Here is a 15677-nt window from a genome sequence, read left to right on the forward strand (position 1 = left end):
GCATCCGACGTCGGAACGGCCAAAAAAAGCCGGTCGGTCGACCTCGGCGCCCGACGTGGCCTCTGTGCGCGGGGCGGTCGAGTTCCTGGCGGCCTTTGCCGCTCAGCAGCGGCCCACGCTGCGCAAGAACCTCGGCAACCTCCTGGTGGAACTGGTCGAGCATCCAGACGACCCTAGCGTCGTCGAGCAGACGATCGCGGACATCGAACGGTTCTTTAGGGAGTAGCGACAAGCACAATATCTCAAATTGAGATATGCTTTGATCATGCGCCTCATCTCAAACAAGGCCTTGACCGAGTTTGCAGCCAAGCACGTCGAGGCGGATGCGCCCTTGCAAGCCTGGCGCAAGATCATCGAGACAGGTGCTTTCTCGAACTACGCAGAGCTGAAGAACAGCTTCAACGCGACCGATAAAGTGGGTGACTACTACGTGTTCGATATCGGCGGGAACAAGTACCGCGTGATCTCGGCCATCCACTTCGACCGTCAGATGCTGTTCATCCGGCACGTCTTCACCCACAAGGAGTACGACAAATGGAAGCCGTAATCGACCGCCAAGCTGCTGACGAACTGGCAGGCCACTTCGCCGCCATCTCGAAGCACGTTCCCCTGCGTCCCGTCCGGTCAGAGGGCGAATACGACGCGGCTGTCGCCTCCTTGAATGCCCTCTTGGATGCTGGTGCCGCGGATGAATCGCACCCGCTGGCGGACCTCGCGGCGACGCTGGGGGAACTAATCGGCGACTATGACGAGGTGCACTATCCCGGCAAGGATGTCGCTCCGAGCGAGATGCTTCGCTTCCTCATGGATCAGCATGGACTGAAGCAAACCGATCTCGCGGACGAACTTGGATCGCAGGGGGTCGTCTCGGAGGTCCTAAACGGAAAGCGCGAGCTAAACCTGCGTCAGATGCGTGCTCTCGCAGGGCGGTTTGCCGTTCCTGTCGCAGTGTTTGTTGAAGATGTGACTCTCCGCTCCTGATCGGCACGGCAAAAACGTACAGTGGGTCTCGACGAGAGCCACCGGTTCAAGACCTACGCCGAACGGCGGCGAGCGCCACACAGGCAATCTTTCAATCGAGGAGCCAGCAAGATGATGATCAACAGCGAGTTTTTCTCCCCAGCTGCGATCCTGACCGCAGCGCTCATAGAGCGGGCGCCACCGGGGACGCTCGTCGATCAAGCATGGATGGCTTCGGCATTTGAGGAGGCCTATCGATCGGTCGTTCAAGGCCTCGACCGCGTCGCGAATGAAGAGCGACACCGCACGAAATCGTAGCGGACTGCCGCAAGAGCTAGGAAATCGGCCCGCTTTCGCCAATCCAGGAGACGAGCATGGCATTCCGTTTTCAGAAGCGCATCAAGATCCTGCCTGGCGTGCGGGTCAACCTCAGCAAGTCAGGCGTGAGCACATCGATCGGGCGGCCGGGCGCCACCGTCAACCTGCGCAAGGGTAAAGTGAAAACCACCGTCGGCCTGCCGGGCAGCGGGCTTTCCTACTCAACCGAGACTCGAGAGCGCCCTGGGCGACGAGGCTACGCGGTGGGAGGCTTCTTTGCTGGGTTGGTGAAGGGCCTCGGTCCCATCGGTATCATCGGTTTGATGGTCGCCGTGGTCATCATCGCTGTGCTCGTCTCCCGCTGAACTAGGACTCCTGATGGCAGATAAACCCCCAGACCCGCAGAACGCACTCACAGTTGTGCCTGTGGCGTCGATCATGATTCTTCGAGAGCTTTTGGTTGAGATCAAACTGTCCAAAGGGCAGCTGAATTTCGATTCGCTTGTAGATCGAATTTTGGCCAACAGCGATTCCGCGATCGGAAAGGGCCACCCACTATCGGCGCAGCTCGTGAAGTTGCTGATCGATGAAGTGAGGTCTATCGATGCTTGACGTATCGAGTTTCCTCAAACAAATCGAGGAAAGCCGCTCGCCAGGAGGACCACCAAAAGGCCCTTTTGACCCGCCAGCTACGGAGGAGCACGATAATGGCCCAATGGAAGCTCGCCTCAGTGCGCTTGAAGCGCGACTAGACACGGTAGTTCCGACCTTGGCAACCAGGGCGGACATTTCCGACGTGCGCGGCGACATTCAGCGCGCTGTCGGGGAGACGCATAAGTGGATGATCGCCACCGTGATCGGGCTCTTCATTGGCTTCGGCGGCATGTTCCTGGCCATGAGCAACGCGCTTAAGCCCGCGCCTGCTGCTGGCAGCGCTGCGCCAATCGTGATCCAGTTGCCACCCACCCAGACCCCCTCCGCGCCGGCGACGACGCCCAAGCCCTAGCGCACCCACATCTCGCCCCCCGCCGAGCCCGCCGAGTGCGGGCTTTTTCTTGGGCGCCGGAACTGACGGCGCCCCGCCGCCGATTGAGACAACTTCCAGCGCGTGAGACTACGTGGCGTTGGCCTGCTTCCTTGCGGCTCGGCATGAGGTTGCGCCCAAGGTGTTTCATAGGGGGAAAGGCAACCACCCGCAGAGGTGCACTCTCAATCGACGCTTCGGCGCCGGGAGAAATCTATGCAAATCCCATCAGGAAATCTCACGCTGGCTGTAGCCAAGTGGCACCAGGCGTCCGACGCATACGCGGTTCAGTTGTCGGCGCTGGAGCACGGCGCGCCAGGGGTCATCGCAGAACTCAATCAGGCCTGCAGGCACCTGCGTGAATGTAAGGCAGCCGTCGACGCCTTGACCGCACGATAAGCGTCGTAACGACCGTCATTCGCTGTGGACGGGCCGATCGAATCGAAGTCCAGTACCACCGCAGTGCGCGCCCGCATGTGAACTACTGCTCACGCCTCGCAATAATGAATACTTTGGTTAACCAAATGTCAGCGGCGTAGCTAAACTTGGTTACATGAGTTCGCCATCACCGCAAGAGAAGGACTGGGATACCAACTTCGGCTGGTGGATCGACAAGCCGCAGAGAGAAGCACGACCCGCGGCGCGCGTCCGCACCTACGAACCGAGCCCGCGCAGGGGTGACCGAGTGTGGGCTGAAGCCGCCCTCGTCGTGGGCCTGGTGCTTGCCCTGGTGCTCTCGCTGATATCGCTGGCGAACCGGTGAACCAGTAACGCGGAGGGGGCACGATCTCCACCATCAGCGGCGCGCTCGGGTCAGCACGCAGACCGGCGCGCGCGAAGGGATGATCTTCGACATCCGAATCGGCGACTTCGACGACGACCAGATCACGCTGCGGGTGACGAAGAAACGCAACGGCAAGGGCCACGAGGCCAAGAGCTACACGATGACGCCGGACCTGAAAGCGACGCTGCAGCGCGCGCTCGAGCTGCGCAAGAAGAACCGCGGCGGCGCCGTGTGCCTGCCGGCGGACTACCTGTTCATCACGAAGCAGGGCAACCCATACGGCAAGGAGGCGTTCAAGAGCCTCTGGCGCGCGGTGCGGACGAAACTGGGCCTCAAGGCCCGGGAGATCACCTTCCACGACATGCGCGCGAAGGCCGCCTCCGATGCATCGTCGGACGTGGCAGCGCAGGAGCTGCTGCATCATGAGGACGTGAAGGTAACGCGGAAGGTCTACCGCCGAAAGGTCCCGGCCTCGACCCCCTTGCCGTCGGCGAGAGGGGGACGGAACGTGGCGTGAGATCGGCCGAAAACTCGGCCGATGGACGCAGGTTTGTCAGGAACCCCGTCCATTTGTCAAAGCCAATGAAAAACGGGTCAGAGCTTTTGGCTCTGACCCGTTGATCTATCTAGCAATTTTGGTCGGTGTGAAAGGATTCGAACCTTCGACCCCTTGCACCCCATGCAAGTGCGCTACCAGGCTGCGCCACACACCGAAGCCCGCAATTATAGCCGGCCGAATCAGTGTCCCGTGACCAGCAGCTCGCGAATTTCGAACAACTCGCGGCGCAGTTGCCGCCAGGGGGCGGCATCGATCGTTGTCACGATCGGCTGTACGGCAGCCGTAGCCCCCTGGGTCGCCGCTTCCCACTCTTCGGGATCGATGTCCGTGGCCTCGACGCCGTCGACCAGCACCTCACCCCCCCCGTTCGGCCCGCCCGCCTTGCGGCGGTCGCGTTCGGACTGGTTGAACTCCTGCAGCTTGTTGCGTGCGCCGCTGATCGTGAAGCCCTGGTCATAGAGCAGATCGCGGATGCGGCGGATCATGAGCACCTCGTGGTGCTGGTAGTAGCGCCGGTTGCCGCGCCGCTTCATCGGACGCAGCTGCGTGAACTCCTGCTCCCAATAACGAAGCACATGCGGCTTCACCCCGCACAACTCGGCGACCTCACCGATGGTGAAGTAGCGTTTGACGGGAATCGGGGGGAGCGTTTTCTCCATTGAAATCAAGATCGTGCGCGCGAAACCTTAGAGGTTACTCCACGCGCACCCGACGCAACAAGCACTTATTCCGCACCCACGCGCCATGCGGTCGCATCGGTGGCGTCTTCGCTGCTTTCTGCCTCGTCGGCCATGCCGCCCTGGATCTGCTCCTTGAGCTTGGCGCTGGCATGGAAGGTCGCAACGCGACGCGCTCCGATCGGGATCGCTTCGCCGGTGCGCGGGTTGCGCCCGGGGCGCGGAGCCTTCACGCGGATCTGGAAATTGCCGAAGCCGGAGATCTTGACGTCGGTGCCTTCGATGAGGCTCGTGGACACCAGTTCGAAGAAGGCTTCGACCATGTCCTTGGACTCGCGCTTGTTCAGGCCGATCTGCTCGAACAGCAGTTCGGCCAGGTGCGCCTTGGTGAGCGCGGGCGTTTCGAGGGCTTCGAGCGTGAAATCCATAACGTTCATCCCCTGAGGCGCGCGCCGAAGTCGGCAGCCAGTCGGTCGACGATCGCGCGCACGGCGGGGTCGACCTGCTCGTCGGTGAGCGTGGCGCCATCGCCCTGGAAGCTCAGCCGGACGGCCATGCTCTTCTCGCCCGCGGCCAGGCCGCCGGTCGCGGCAACCGTGCCGTCGCGCGCAGGCTGCGGCCGGTAGATGTCGAACAGCACCGCATCGCGCAGCAGGCCGCCAGTCGACGCCGACCCAATGGCCTGCATCAACGCGCCGTGCGTGACGCTTTCGGCCACGACGACCGCGATGTCGCGCTCGACCGCCTGGAACTTCGGCACCGACTTCGCGACCGGCACCGGCCGTTCGGCCAACGCCTCGAGGTCGAGCTCGAACACGATCGGTGCGTGCGCGAAGTCCCATTTCTGGCGCCAGCGCGGATGCAGTTCGCCGACCACGCCGATGACGCGACCATCGACCAACACGCGGGCCGAACGACCCGGGTGCAACGCCGGATGCTCGGCGACCTCGAAGCTGGGCACGCGCGGTGCGAGCAGCGCCTCGACATCGCCCGTCACGTCGTAGAAGTCGACGCGCTGCGGCTTGCCGTCCCAGCGCGCCGCCTCGGCGTCACCCCAGGCCAGGCCGGCCAGGCGCATCGGCTGCGAGATGCCCTTGACGGTGCTGTCGGTGGTCTCGACCGTGTCGTCGCGCAGGAACACGCGGCCCGCCTCGAACACGCGCACGCGCGGCGCCTTGCGGTCGAGGTTGAACTTGAGCACCTGCAACAGCGAGCCGATCAGCGAGGAACGCATCACGCTCATCTGGCTGGCGATGGGGTTCAGCAGCTTCACCGGGTTCGCATTGCCAGCGAGGTCCTGCTCCCAGTGCGCTTCGACGAAGCTGAAGTTGATGGTTTCCTGGTAACCCAGCGCGGCGACGCGATGGCGCACCGCGAAACGGCTGCGTTGCGCTTCCGGCCGCACGCGTGCAGTGATCGGCGCGAGCGGGGCGGTGGTCGGCAGGTTGTTGTAGCCGATGAGGCGCGCGACTTCTTCGATCAGGTCTTCCTCGATCAGCAGGTCGAAGCGGTGCGGCGCGGGCGTGACGATGACCGTGCCCTCGCCCTCCTCGATCGGCAAGCCGAGCCGACGCAGCGCGTCGACGCACTGCGCCTGCGTGACGGGCATGCCGATCACGCGGGCCGCGCGGGCGACGCGCAGCGTCACCGGCCTGGCTTCGGGCAGGCGCAGTGTCTGGTCGTCGATCGGTCCGGCCTCGCCGCCGCAGATGTCGATCACGAGCTGCGTGATGCGCTCGATGATCTGCACCGTGCGGCTCGGGTCCACGCCGCGTTCGTAGCGGTGGCCGGCATCGGTCGAGAAATTGAAGCGACGCGAGCGGCCCTGGATCGCTTCGGGCCACCAGAAGGCCGCCTCGACGTAGATGTTCTTCGTGTCGTCCGACACGGCGGTCGCGTCGCCGCCCATGATGCCGGCGAGCGATTCGACCGCCTGCTCATCGGCGATGACCCCGACCTTCTCGTCGACGGTCACGGTGTTGCCGTTGAGCAGCTTGAGCTGTTCGCCGGCCTGGCCCCAGCGCACCGTGAGGCCGCCGTGGATCTTGTCGAGGTCGAAGATGTGCGAGGGCTGGCCGTACTCGAACATCACGTAGTTCGAGATGTCGACCAGCGGCGTGACGCTCCGCTGGCCGCAGCGCGCGAGCCGGTCGACCATCCAGGCCGGCGTCTTCGCCGTGGTGGTCACGCCGCGCACGATGCGGCCGGAAAAGCGGCCGCAGAGCTCAGGCGCCAGCACCTTCACCGGCAGCGTGTCGGCGAGCTTGGGCACAACGGGCGGGATCGTCGGCGTCTTGAGCGGCGCGCCGGTGAGAGCCGACAGTTCGCGCGCGATGCCGTAGACCGACAGGCCGTGCGCCAGGTTCGGTGTCAGCTTGAGCGTGAGCAGCGTGTCGTCGAGCTGCAGCACGTCGCGCACATCGGCGCCAAGGGGTGCATCCGCCGACAGCTCGAGCAGGCCGCCATGGTCTTCGCTCAGTTTGAGTTCGCTGGCCGAGCACAGCATGCCCTGGCTCTCGACGCCGCGCAGCTTGCCGAGCTTGATGAGGAAGGGCTTGCCATCGTCGCCGGGCGGCAATTCGGCACCGACCAGCGCACACGGCACCTTGATGCCGACGCGCGCGTTGGGCGCGCCGCACACGATGTTGAGCAAGGCACCCTGCCCCACGTCGACTTGGCACACGCGCAGGCGATCGGCGTTGGGGTGCTGCACGGCTTCCTTGATCTCGCCGACGACGATGTGGCTGAAAGGCGGTGCAGCGGGGCGGCTCTCTTCGACCTCGAAACCGCCCATGGTGAGCGTCTCGGCCAGTTGGGCGCTGGACAGCGGCGGGTTGCAGAACTCGCGCAACCAGGACTCGGGGAATTGCATCTTCTGTTCTCGTTATGTCTGTTTACGGGCGCACGGAATCACTGGAACTGCGACAGGAAGCGCAGGTCGCCGTCGAAGAACAGCCGCAGATCGTTCACGCCGTAGCGCAGCATCGTGAGCCGGTCCGGCCCCATGCCGAAGGCAAAGCCGATGTAGCGCTCGGGGTCGAGGCCCATGTTGCGCACCACGTTCGGGTGCACCTGGCCGGAGCCCGCGACCTCGAGCCAGCGGCCGGCCAGCGGGCCGCTCTGAAACTGGATGTCGATCTCGGCGCTGGGCTCGGTGAAGGGGAAGAAGCTGGGGCGGAAGCGCAGCACCAGGTCGTCGCTCTCGAAGAAGGTGCGGCAGAAGTCGGTGAAGACGACCTTCAGATCCTTGAAGCTGACGTTCTCGCCGAGCCACAGGCCTTCGCACTGGTGGAACATCGGCGAATGCGTGGCGTCGCTGTCCACGCGGTAGGTGCGGCCCGGGGCAATCACGCGGATCTCGGGCGCCTTGGCCTGGCCGCTGGCGTCCTTCGCAGCGGCCTCGAACTGCGCCGCGTACTTCTTGATGTGCTGGTGGGCGTAGCGCACCTGCATCGGGCTGGTGTGCGGACGCAGGTTGTACGGAATGCCGTCATCGCCGTCGATGTCGACATAGAAGGTGTCCTGCATCGAACGCGCCGGGTGGTTCGGCGGGTTGTTGAGCGAGGTGAAGCTGTGCCAGTCGCTCTCGATCTCCGGGCCGTCCGCCACATCGAAACCCATGCTCGAGAAGATCGCTTCGATGCGCTCCAGGGTGCGGCTCACCGGGTGGAGACCGCCGGCGGCGGGCCGACGCCCCGGCAGTGTCACGTCGAGCGATTCGGCGCGCAGCTGCACCGCGAGCTCTTCGTCGGCCAGTTGCTGGCGGCGCTCGGTCAGGGCCGCCTCGATCGCCTGCTTGACCACATTGATCGCCGCGCCGCGCGACTTCTTCTCATCGACCGACAACTGGGCCATGCCCTTCATCAGCTCGGTGATGCGGCCGGCCTTGCCGAGAAACAGCGCCTTGGCGTTCTCGAGATCGGCGGGCGTCTTGGCGTGGGCAAAGGCAGCCCGTGCGGTGTCGACCAGGGAGTCCAGCTCGTTCATGACATTTCTTCGAGGGGGAAAACAAAAAAAGGGCTGGTGCTCTTTCAAGCGCCAGCCCTTGTGCCGTGGGCGCAGACGGCCGCCCCGAAGGACAGCAGCCTGCTGTGCGGGATCAAGCAGCCAGCTTGGCCTTGACCTGCTCCACGATGCCGGCAAAAGCGGCCTTGTCGTGCACGGCGATATCGGCCAGGACCTTGCGGTCGATCTCGATACCGGCCTTGCGGATGCCGTTGGCGAACTGGCTGTAGGTCATGCCCAGTTCGCGGGAAGCAGCGTTGATACGCGCGATCCACAACTGACGGAACACGCGCTTCTTGGTGCGGCGGTCACGGTAGGCATATTGACCTGCCTTCATCACCGCCTGTTTGGCGACGCGGAAGACATTGCCGCGGCGACCGCGGAAACCCTTGGCGAGGGCGAGAACTTTCTTGTGGCGGGCGCGAGCCGTTACACCACGTTTGACGCGAGGCATGTGTTACTCCTGTTCGTCTGAATTAAATGCCCATGCCGGGCAGCATCGCGGCCATCGAAACCATGTTGGTTTCGTGAACCGTCACTGCACCGCGCAGATGGCGCTTGTTCTTGGTGGTCTTCTTGGTCAGGATGTGACGCTTGAAGGCTTGACCGCGCTTGACGGTGCCACCGGGACGAACGCGGAAACGTTTTTTCGCGCTGCTCTTAGTCTTCATTTTGGGCATGTTCATGCTCCTTTAATTTGTGCTCGTGAGGCGCTGCGGATACTCCGCAGACTTGTTGGCCCCGAGACACTTCTTCATCTCGCCACCGCCTTGCAGCGTGGGCGAAATCCCTTCAAATAACTCTTCTCTCTGCGCGCTCAGGCCGAAGCCGTTGCGGGTGCTGCAGCACCATCGGCTGCGGGCTTTGCAGGCCCGCCGGCCTTCTTGCGGCCCGGCGCGATCATCATGATCATCTGCCGGCCTTCCAGCTTCGGGAACTGCTCGACCAGGATGGTGTCGCCCAGCTCATCGCGAATGCGCTGCAGCAGAGCCAGACCCAGTTCCTGGTGCGTGATCTCGCGGCCACGGAAGCGCAGCGTGATCTTGCATTTGTCGCCCTCTTCAAGAAAGCGCTTGATGTTGCGCATCTTGATGTTGTAGTCGCCATCGTCGGTGCCGGGCCGGAACTTGATTTCCTTGACCTCGATCACCTTCTGCTTCGACTTCGCCTCGGCGGCCTTCTTCTGCTCGTGGTACTTGAACTTCCCGTACTCGATCAGTCGGCAGACCGGCGGATTGGCCGCAGCCACCACCTCGACCAGATCCACGTCGGCCTCACCGGCCAGACGCAGGGCCTCGGAAATACTCATGACACCCAATGGCTCGTTCTCCGGGCCGACCAGGCGGACTTCCGGGGCCATGATTTCCCGGTTCAGGCGGTGTTGGCGTTCCTCGCGGTGGCGGCGGTCGCGAAATGCAGTAGCGATGGTCAGAATCCTTCAATCAATTTGCTACAAAAAATGTAGCTAACACCGTCGAACCCACGCCCACAAACGGACTTCTTGAAAAAATCAACGCTTGTGTTGAATGTCGTCGGCGATCTTTTGCGAGAACGCCTCTACCGACATGGCACCGAGGTCAACATTGCCTCGGGCGCGCACTGCGACGGCACCTGCTTCCTTCTCCTTGTCGCCTACGACGAGGATGTACGGGAGCTTTTGCAACGAATGCTTCCGTATTTTATACGTAATCTTCTCGTTGTGCAGATCGAGCTGAACTCTAAGCCCTTGATTCTGCAGCGATTTCGCCACTGATGCGGCGTAGTCGGCCTGCCCCTCGCTGATATTGAGCACCGCGACATGCACCGGCGCCAGCCACGCGGGCAACGCGCCGGAGTGGTGTTCGATGAGCATGCCGATGAAGCGCTCGAGGCTGCCGACGATGGCGCGATGCAGCATCACGGGGTGCGCGCGGCCGCTCGTCTCCGTCACGTACTCGCCCCCCAAGCGCTCGGCCGTGTTGAAGTCCACCTGCATCGTGCCGCACTGCCATTGGCGGCCCAGCGCGTCCTTGAGCGTGTATTCGATCTTGGGGCCGTAGAAGGCACCGTCGCCCGGCGAGATGATGAAGTCCACCCCCGAACGGCGCAGCGCCTCCATGACCGCGTGCTCGGCCTTGTCCCACAGTTCGTCAGAGCCCACGCGGTTGTCCGGCCGCGTGGCGACCTTGTAGAGGATGTCCGTGAAGCCGAAGTCGGCATACACCTTCTGCAGCTGCGCCGTGTAGTTGACGCACTCTTCCAGGATCTGGTCTTCCGTGCAGAAGATGTGACCATCGTCCTGCGTGAAGCCGCGCACGCGCATGATGCCGTGCAGCGCGCCGCTCGGCTCGTTGCGGTGGCACTGGCCGAACTCGCCGTAGCGCAACGGCAGGTCGCGGTAGCTGCGCAGGTCGCTCTTGAAGATCAGCACATGGCCCGGGCAGTTCATCGGCTTGAGCGCGTACTCGCGCTTCTCCGACTCCGTCGTGAACATGTTGTCGCGGTAGTTCTGCCAGTGGCCCGTCTTCTCCCACAGGCTCTTGTCGAGGATCTGCGGCCCCTTCACCTCCCAGTAGCCCGTGTCGCGGTAGATCGCCCGCATGTACTGCTCGACGGCCTGCCACACCGCCCAGCCCTTGGGGTGCCAGAACACCACGCCCGGCGCCACTTCGTCGATGTGGAACAGGTCGAGTTCCTTGCCCAGCTTGCGATGGTCGCGCTTCTCGGCTTCCTCGATGCGCTGGATGTACTGCTCGAGCTGCTTCTTGTCGGCCCAGGCCGTGCCGTAGATGCGCTGCAGCTGCTCGTTCTTGGCGTCGCCGCGCCAGTAGGCGCCGGCCAGCTTCGTGAGCTTGAAGACCTTCAGGAAGCGCGTGTTCGGCACGTGCGGGCCGCGGCACATGTCGACGTATTCCTGGTGGTAGTAGAGGCCCATCGCCTGCTCGTCGGGCATGTCCTCGACCAGGCGCAGCTTGTAGTCCTCGCCACGCGACCTGAAGACCTCGATCACCTCGGCACGCGGCGTCATCTTCTTGACGACGTCGTAGTCCTGCGCGATCAGCACCTTCATGCGCTCTTCGATCGCCGCCATGTCTTCAGGCGTGAAGGGGCGCTCGTACGAGATGTCGTAGTAGAAGCCTTCGTCGATCACCGGCCCGATGACCATCTTGGCCGTCGGGTACAGCTGCTTGACCGCGTGGCCAACCAGGTGGGCCGTGGAGTGGCGAATGATCTCCAGGCCCTCCTCGTCCTTCGGCGTAATGATCTGCAGCCTGGCATCGTGGTCGATGATGTCACTGGCGTCGACGAGCTTGCCGTCGACCTTGCCGGCCACCGTCATCTTGGCGAGGCCTGGGCCGATGGATTGGGCCACGTCGGCCACCGACACCGGGCCGGGATACTCGCGCTGCGAGTTGTCAGGAAGCGTGATCTGGATCATGGAGAAAACCTCGGACTGAAAAACAAAAAAGCGCGGGGGACCGCGCTTTGTTCTGGTGATACGACTGGCGGACCAGCGTGCGCGGATTACCGGCGCGTTCCTTCGTGGGAAGCGCCGCGGGTGGCACGGGCCGTAGTTCGCGGTGTCATAACCAGACTGCCTTTCTCGCTCTTGTGGGTGAGACAGAAGCTTGCAATTCTATCCGCAGCACGAAAAAAGCCCGGCGCGGGCCGGGCTTGGATGTGGCGGCGGCGCGACCTCAGTGGAACTGCTCTTCCTCGGTCGAACCGGTCAGCGCCGTGACGCTGGACTTGCCGCCCTGGATCACCGTGGTCACCTCGTCGAAGTAGCCGGTGCCGACCTCCTGCTGGTGCGACACGAAGGTGTAGCCGCGCTCGCGTGCCGCGAACTCGGGTTCCTGCACCTTCTCGACATAGGCCGACATGCCGCGCTGCGCGTAGTCCTGCGCCAGATCGAACATGTTGAACCACATCGAGTGGATGCCGGCCAGCGTGATGAACTGGTACTTGTAGCCCATGGCACCGAGTTCCTTCTGGAACTTGGCGATGGTCGCGTCGTCGAGGTTCTTCTTCCAGTTGAACGACGGCGAGCAGTTGTAGGCCAGCAGCTTGCCCGGGTGCACCTTGTGCACGGCTTCGGCGAACTTGCGGGCGAACTCGAGGTCCGGCGTGCCCGTCTCGCACCACACCAGGTCGGCGTAGTGCGCGTAGGCCACGGCGCGGCTGATGGCCTGGTCCATGCCCTTCTTCGTGCGGTAGAAGCCTTCGGCCGTGCGCTCGCCGGTGATGAAGGGCTTGTCGTTCTCGTCGTAGTCGCTGGTGATCAGGTCGGCGGCCTCGGCGTCGGTGCGGGCGATGACCAAGGTCGGCGTGCCGCACACGTCGGCCGCCATGCGCGCGGCGATGAGTTTCTGCACGGCCTCGGTCGTCGGCACCAGCACCTTGCCGCCCATGTGGCCGCACTTCTTCACCGATGCGAGCTGGTCCTCGAAGTGCACGCCACCGGCTCCCGCCTTGATCATCGCCTTCATCAGTTCGAAGGCGTTGAGCACGCCGCCGAAGCCGGCTTCGGCGTCCGCCACGATCGGCGCGAAGTAATCGACGTAGCCCGCGTCGCCCGGGTTGGTGCCCTTCGACCACTGGATCTCGTCGGCACGGCGGAAGGTGTTGTTGATCCGCTCGACGACGGTCGGCACCGAATCCACCGGGTACAGCGACTGGTCGGGGTACATCGACGCGTAGCTGTTGTTGTCTGCGGCCACCTGCCAGCCCGACAGGTAGATCGCCTTGATGCCGGCCTTGACCTGCTGCATGGCCTGGCCGCCGGTGAGTGCGCCAAGGCAGTTGACGTAGGGCTCGCTGTGCACGAGGTCCCAGAGCTTCTCTGCGCCGCGGCGCGCGAGGGTGTGCTCGATGGGGAAGGAACCGCGCAGCCGCACGACCTCGGCGGCGCTGTAGCCGCGCTTGATGCCCTTCCAGCGCGGGTTCGTGGCCCAGTCTTTCTCGAGGGCGGCGATCTGCTGTTCTCGGCTGAGTTGTTCGGTGAAGGTCTGCGGCATGGTGACTCCGTTGCGGTTGATTGAATGAGGAAAGGCGCTGCGCCTTGGCATTCACTGTACGGCGACACTCTTGTCTTATGTCTTATATAAGACATATATTTTCTTCAATAAAAACAAGTACTTATCAATCTATTTTCTCAATGCAAAATACAATTTCTCATATTGAGAAAAAATAGTGCGATGCAGCATCAGCGAATCCCATATCGTGAAAGGCATTTCTGGAAATGAAATGCTGGCTCAGCGCCTGCACCAATCGCCGCCGACGATCGCGGGCCGGCCGGACAGTCGCTCTGGATGGATCTCGTAGACCAGGCAGTTCAGCGCCTGGCCGGCTACCACCACCGGCACCTCCCGCCTGCGGTATTCACCCGATCCGTCGGCCTTCACTTCTTCGAGGATGTCGAGCGCGGCCTCGACCGCAGCCGTGATGCGGTAGACCTCGCCCACCACACGGCCGCCCGCGCCCAGAACGATCCCGGGGTAGGCCCCAAGGTCGTACAGACAAGCGTCGATCGATGCGGTGCCGACGAACAGGGGCAGCGGCCGGTAGCGTGCGATGTCGTTGCGCTCGCCGCAGCGCAGCGTGCCGTAGACGAACACATGGCGGGTCGCTTCTTCGGGTTCGGGCATCATCGAAATCCAATCTCCAGCATCGAAACGCCAGTCTAGTGAGCACCGCCGTCCACGATCCACGCCGCCTCGTCGCCTATGGCTGTCTGGCCTTGAGCATGTCTCTGGTGGGCGCTTACGTGGCGCTCTCCAAGCCGCTCGTTGCCGCCTTTCCCGTGCTGTTGCTGGCCTGGCTGCGCTTCGGCATCGCCGCGCTGGCCATGCCGCACTGGCTGCGCCGCCCGGCCGACGAAGCGCCGATGACGCGGCGCACGCGCGGGCTCGTCTTCCTCGAATCCTTCCTCGGCAACTTCATGTTCTCGATCTGCATGCTCTTCGGCGTCAGCCTGACGAGCGCGGTGTCGGCCGGCGTGATCATGGCGTCCATTCCGGCCGTGGTCGCGGTCGCGAGCTGGCTCTTCCTGCGTGAGCGCATCGGCTGGCGCATCGGCATGGCCATCGGCTGCGCCGCCATCGGCATCGGCCTGCTGGCACTGACGCCCGCGCATGCGCCCGCCGACAGCGCGGCACCGCGCGCGTCGATGCCGTGGCTCGGCAACGTGCTGGTGTTCTGCGCCGTGCTGTGCGAAGCGTCGTATGCCGTCATCGGCAAGTCGCTGACCGGACGACTCGGCCCCAAGCGCATCTCGTCGCTCATCAACCTCTGGGGCTTCGTGCTGTCGACGCCCCTGGGCATCTGGTTCGCGCTGCATTTCGATTTCGGCGCTGTCAGCGCGGGCATCTGGGCGCTGCTCGTCGTGTACGCGCTGGCAGCGAGCATCTGGACCGTGTGGCTCTGGATGACCGGCCTGCAGCGCGTGCCTGCGGCGCAGGCCGGCGTGTTCACCGTGATGCTGCCGGTCAGCGCGGCCGTCGTCGGCGTCGTGGTGCTCGGAGAAACACTCAGCATGCCGCAGATCGGTGCCTTCGCGATGGCCCTGGCGGGTGTCGTTCTCGCCACCTGGCCATCACGCAATTCGACGCCCGTGACGCGCTGAGCAAGCAACGCGTGCGCCCAGAGCGATGAAAGCACCGCTTTCCCCTCTGAAAAAACAACAGCCCCCAATGAAAAAGTCCCGTTTTCCCTTGGAAACGCGTTTTTTCTCCTTTAGCATCCGCCTTGCCAGTGGAGACGCAGTTTTTCATTGGTGAAATGTCCAACCAAAAAAGGAAATCAACCATGGCAACTGCAAAGAAGGCTCCGGCCAAAAAGGCTCCCGCAAAGAAGGCTGCACCGGCCAAGAAGGCGGCAGCACCTGCGAAGAAGGCGGCTCCGGCCAAGAAGGCTGCGCCCGCCAAGAAGGCCGCTCCGGCCAAGAAGGCACCTGCGAAGAAGGCTGCACCCGCCAAGAAGCGCACGCCCAACGCAGCGTTCATGAAGGCCCTGACCCCCAGCCCGGCACTCGCCGCTGTCGTGGGCTCGACGCCGCTGCCGCGCACCGCCGTCGTGAGCAAGCTGTGGGACTACATCAAGAAGAACAACCTGCAGGACAAGGCCAACAAGCGCAACATCAACGCCGACGCCAAGCTGAAGGAAATCTTCGGCAAGGCCCAGGTCTCGATGTTCGAGCTCGCCGCCCTGATCGGCAAGCACGTCAAGTGAGCCTCCGCGGCGCCTCGTGCGCCGCATCGAAAAAGCCGGCAACCGCCGGCTTTTTTTTCGTCTGTGACCCGTCCTACCCAGCGTTGACACCTCGACCTTGCAGAAAGGGCAGGTGTCATGGAATCGAGTGTCAAGCGCACA

The 15677-nt window shown here is 63.5% G+C and carries 20 protein-coding genes, 1 tRNA gene and 1 pseudogene; 11 read left to right on the plus strand and 11 right to left on the minus strand.

From position 1 onward, the window contains the following. Nucleotides 1-55: 55 nt before the first annotated feature. The 9 genes and pseudogenes from N8A90_RS21185 to xerC form a co-directional block, all read left to right on the plus strand. Nucleotides 56-226, plus strand: a complete 171-nt coding sequence (locus N8A90_RS21185) for a hypothetical protein (protein ID WP_262077090.1) — start codon at nt 56-58, stop codon at nt 224-226. Between the two features lie 39 nt (nt 227-265). Further along, nucleotides 266-547: a type II toxin-antitoxin system HigB family toxin gene (locus tag N8A90_RS21190; protein WP_262077091.1), complete on the plus strand. Its 282-nt coding sequence runs from the start codon at nt 266-268 to the stop codon at nt 545-547. After that, the gene (locus tag N8A90_RS21195) at nt 535-981 is read left to right on the plus strand and encodes a type II toxin-antitoxin system HigA family antitoxin (RefSeq protein ID WP_262077092.1); all 447 of its coding nucleotides are present in this window, start codon (nt 535-537) and stop codon (nt 979-981) included. Before N8A90_RS21190 ends, N8A90_RS21195 begins: the two co-directional genes overlap by 13 nt. A 111-nt stretch (nt 982-1092) precedes the next feature. Further along, nucleotides 1093-1278 carry a hypothetical protein gene (locus N8A90_RS21200; RefSeq protein WP_262077093.1) on the plus strand — a complete coding sequence of 62 codons (186 nt, stop codon included), beginning with the start codon at nt 1093-1095 and terminating at the stop codon, nt 1276-1278. A gap of 56 nt (nt 1279-1334) precedes the next feature. Continuing rightward, a complete protein-coding gene (locus N8A90_RS21205; protein ID WP_262077094.1) occupies nt 1335-1643 on the plus strand; it encodes a DUF4236 domain-containing protein in 309 nt (102 codons plus the stop codon). Between the two features lie 13 nt (nt 1644-1656). After that, on the plus strand, nt 1657-1890 hold the full coding sequence (locus tag N8A90_RS21210) for a hypothetical protein (protein ID WP_262077095.1): 234 nt from the start codon (nt 1657-1659) through the stop codon (nt 1888-1890). A 103-nt stretch (nt 1891-1993) separates the two neighbouring features. Beyond that, nucleotides 1994-2284 carry a hypothetical protein gene (locus N8A90_RS21215; RefSeq protein ID WP_262077096.1) on the plus strand — a complete coding sequence of 97 codons (291 nt, stop codon included), beginning with the start codon at nt 1994-1996 and terminating at the stop codon, nt 2282-2284. 571 nt (nt 2285-2855) lie between these two features. Further along, nucleotides 2856-3065, plus strand: a complete 210-nt coding sequence (locus N8A90_RS21220) for a hypothetical protein (protein WP_262077097.1) — start codon at nt 2856-2858, stop codon at nt 3063-3065. Nucleotides 3066-3123: 58 nt separating this feature from the next. After that, nucleotides 3124-3603 (plus strand): annotated as a pseudogene (gene xerC, locus N8A90_RS21225) (tyrosine recombinase XerC); the annotation flags it as partial. A 119-nt stretch (nt 3604-3722) separates the two neighbouring features. Here the strand turns inward: xerC and N8A90_RS21230 are convergent. The 11 genes from N8A90_RS21230 to N8A90_RS21280 all read right to left on the minus strand — a co-directional run bounded on the left by N8A90_RS21230 (nt 3723) and on the right by N8A90_RS21280 (nt 13954). After that, nucleotides 3723-3799 (minus strand) — tRNA-Pro (locus N8A90_RS21230). 25 nt (nt 3800-3824) lie between these two features. Further along, complete coding sequence (locus N8A90_RS21235) at nt 3825-4304, minus strand: MerR family transcriptional regulator (RefSeq protein WP_262077098.1); 480 nt, start codon at nt 4302-4304, stop codon at nt 3825-3827. A 65-nt stretch (nt 4305-4369) separates the two neighbouring features. Further along, entirely contained in the window at nt 4370-4759 is a 390-nt protein-coding gene (locus N8A90_RS21240; protein WP_262077099.1) for an integration host factor subunit alpha, read from the minus strand. After that, nucleotides 4756-7194 (minus strand): phenylalanine--tRNA ligase subunit beta, encoded by a 2439-nt coding sequence (pheT, locus tag N8A90_RS21245; protein WP_262077100.1) that lies wholly within the window; start codon nt 7192-7194, stop codon nt 4756-4758. Before pheT ends, N8A90_RS21240 begins: the two co-directional genes overlap by 4 nt. Before the next feature lie 38 nt (nt 7195-7232). Next, nucleotides 7233-8309: a phenylalanine--tRNA ligase subunit alpha gene (gene pheS / locus N8A90_RS21250; protein WP_262077101.1), complete on the minus strand. Its 1077-nt coding sequence runs from the start codon at nt 8307-8309 to the stop codon at nt 7233-7235. Nucleotides 8310-8421: 112 nt separating this feature from the next. After that, nucleotides 8422-8781, minus strand: a complete 360-nt coding sequence (gene rplT / locus N8A90_RS21255; protein ID WP_262077102.1) for a 50S ribosomal protein L20 — start codon at nt 8779-8781, stop codon at nt 8422-8424. A 22-nt stretch (nt 8782-8803) separates the two neighbouring features. Then, nucleotides 8804-9007, minus strand: coding sequence for a 50S ribosomal protein L35 (gene rpmI, locus N8A90_RS21260; protein ID WP_132733279.1), 204 nt, complete (start codon nt 9005-9007; stop codon nt 8804-8806). Between the two features lie 137 nt (nt 9008-9144). Then, entirely contained in the window at nt 9145-9762 is a 618-nt protein-coding gene (gene infC, locus N8A90_RS21265) for a translation initiation factor IF-3 (RefSeq protein WP_262077114.1), read from the minus strand. A 75-nt stretch (nt 9763-9837) separates the two neighbouring features. Then, nucleotides 9838-11745 (minus strand): threonine--tRNA ligase, encoded by a 1908-nt coding sequence (thrS, locus tag N8A90_RS21270; RefSeq protein WP_262077104.1) that lies wholly within the window; start codon nt 11743-11745, stop codon nt 9838-9840. Nucleotides 11746-12004: 259 nt separating this feature from the next. Next, nucleotides 12005-13324 (minus strand): isocitrate lyase, encoded by a 1320-nt coding sequence (gene aceA / locus N8A90_RS21275; protein WP_262077106.1) that lies wholly within the window; start codon nt 13322-13324, stop codon nt 12005-12007. A gap of 237 nt (nt 13325-13561) precedes the next feature. Then, nucleotides 13562-13954: a gamma-glutamylcyclotransferase family protein gene (locus tag N8A90_RS21280; RefSeq protein WP_262077115.1), complete on the minus strand. Its 393-nt coding sequence runs from the start codon at nt 13952-13954 to the stop codon at nt 13562-13564. 98 nt (nt 13955-14052) lie between these two features. Here N8A90_RS21280 and N8A90_RS21285 point away from each other — a divergent pair, with 98 nt between their 5' ends. Together N8A90_RS21285 and N8A90_RS21290 are read left to right on the plus strand one after the other, a co-directional pair. Next, on the plus strand, nt 14053-14931 hold the full coding sequence (locus N8A90_RS21285) for a DMT family transporter (RefSeq protein WP_262077116.1): 879 nt from the start codon (nt 14053-14055) through the stop codon (nt 14929-14931). Nucleotides 14932-15113: 182 nt separating this feature from the next. Then, complete coding sequence (locus N8A90_RS21290) at nt 15114-15536, plus strand: SWIB/MDM2 domain-containing protein (protein WP_262077107.1); 423 nt, start codon at nt 15114-15116, stop codon at nt 15534-15536. Nucleotides 15537-15677 lie beyond the last annotated feature (141 nt).

Origin of the sequence: Variovorax sp. N23, assembly GCF_025486315.1 — a bacterium.
Taxonomy (GTDB): domain Bacteria; phylum Pseudomonadota; class Gammaproteobacteria; order Burkholderiales; family Burkholderiaceae_C; genus Variovorax.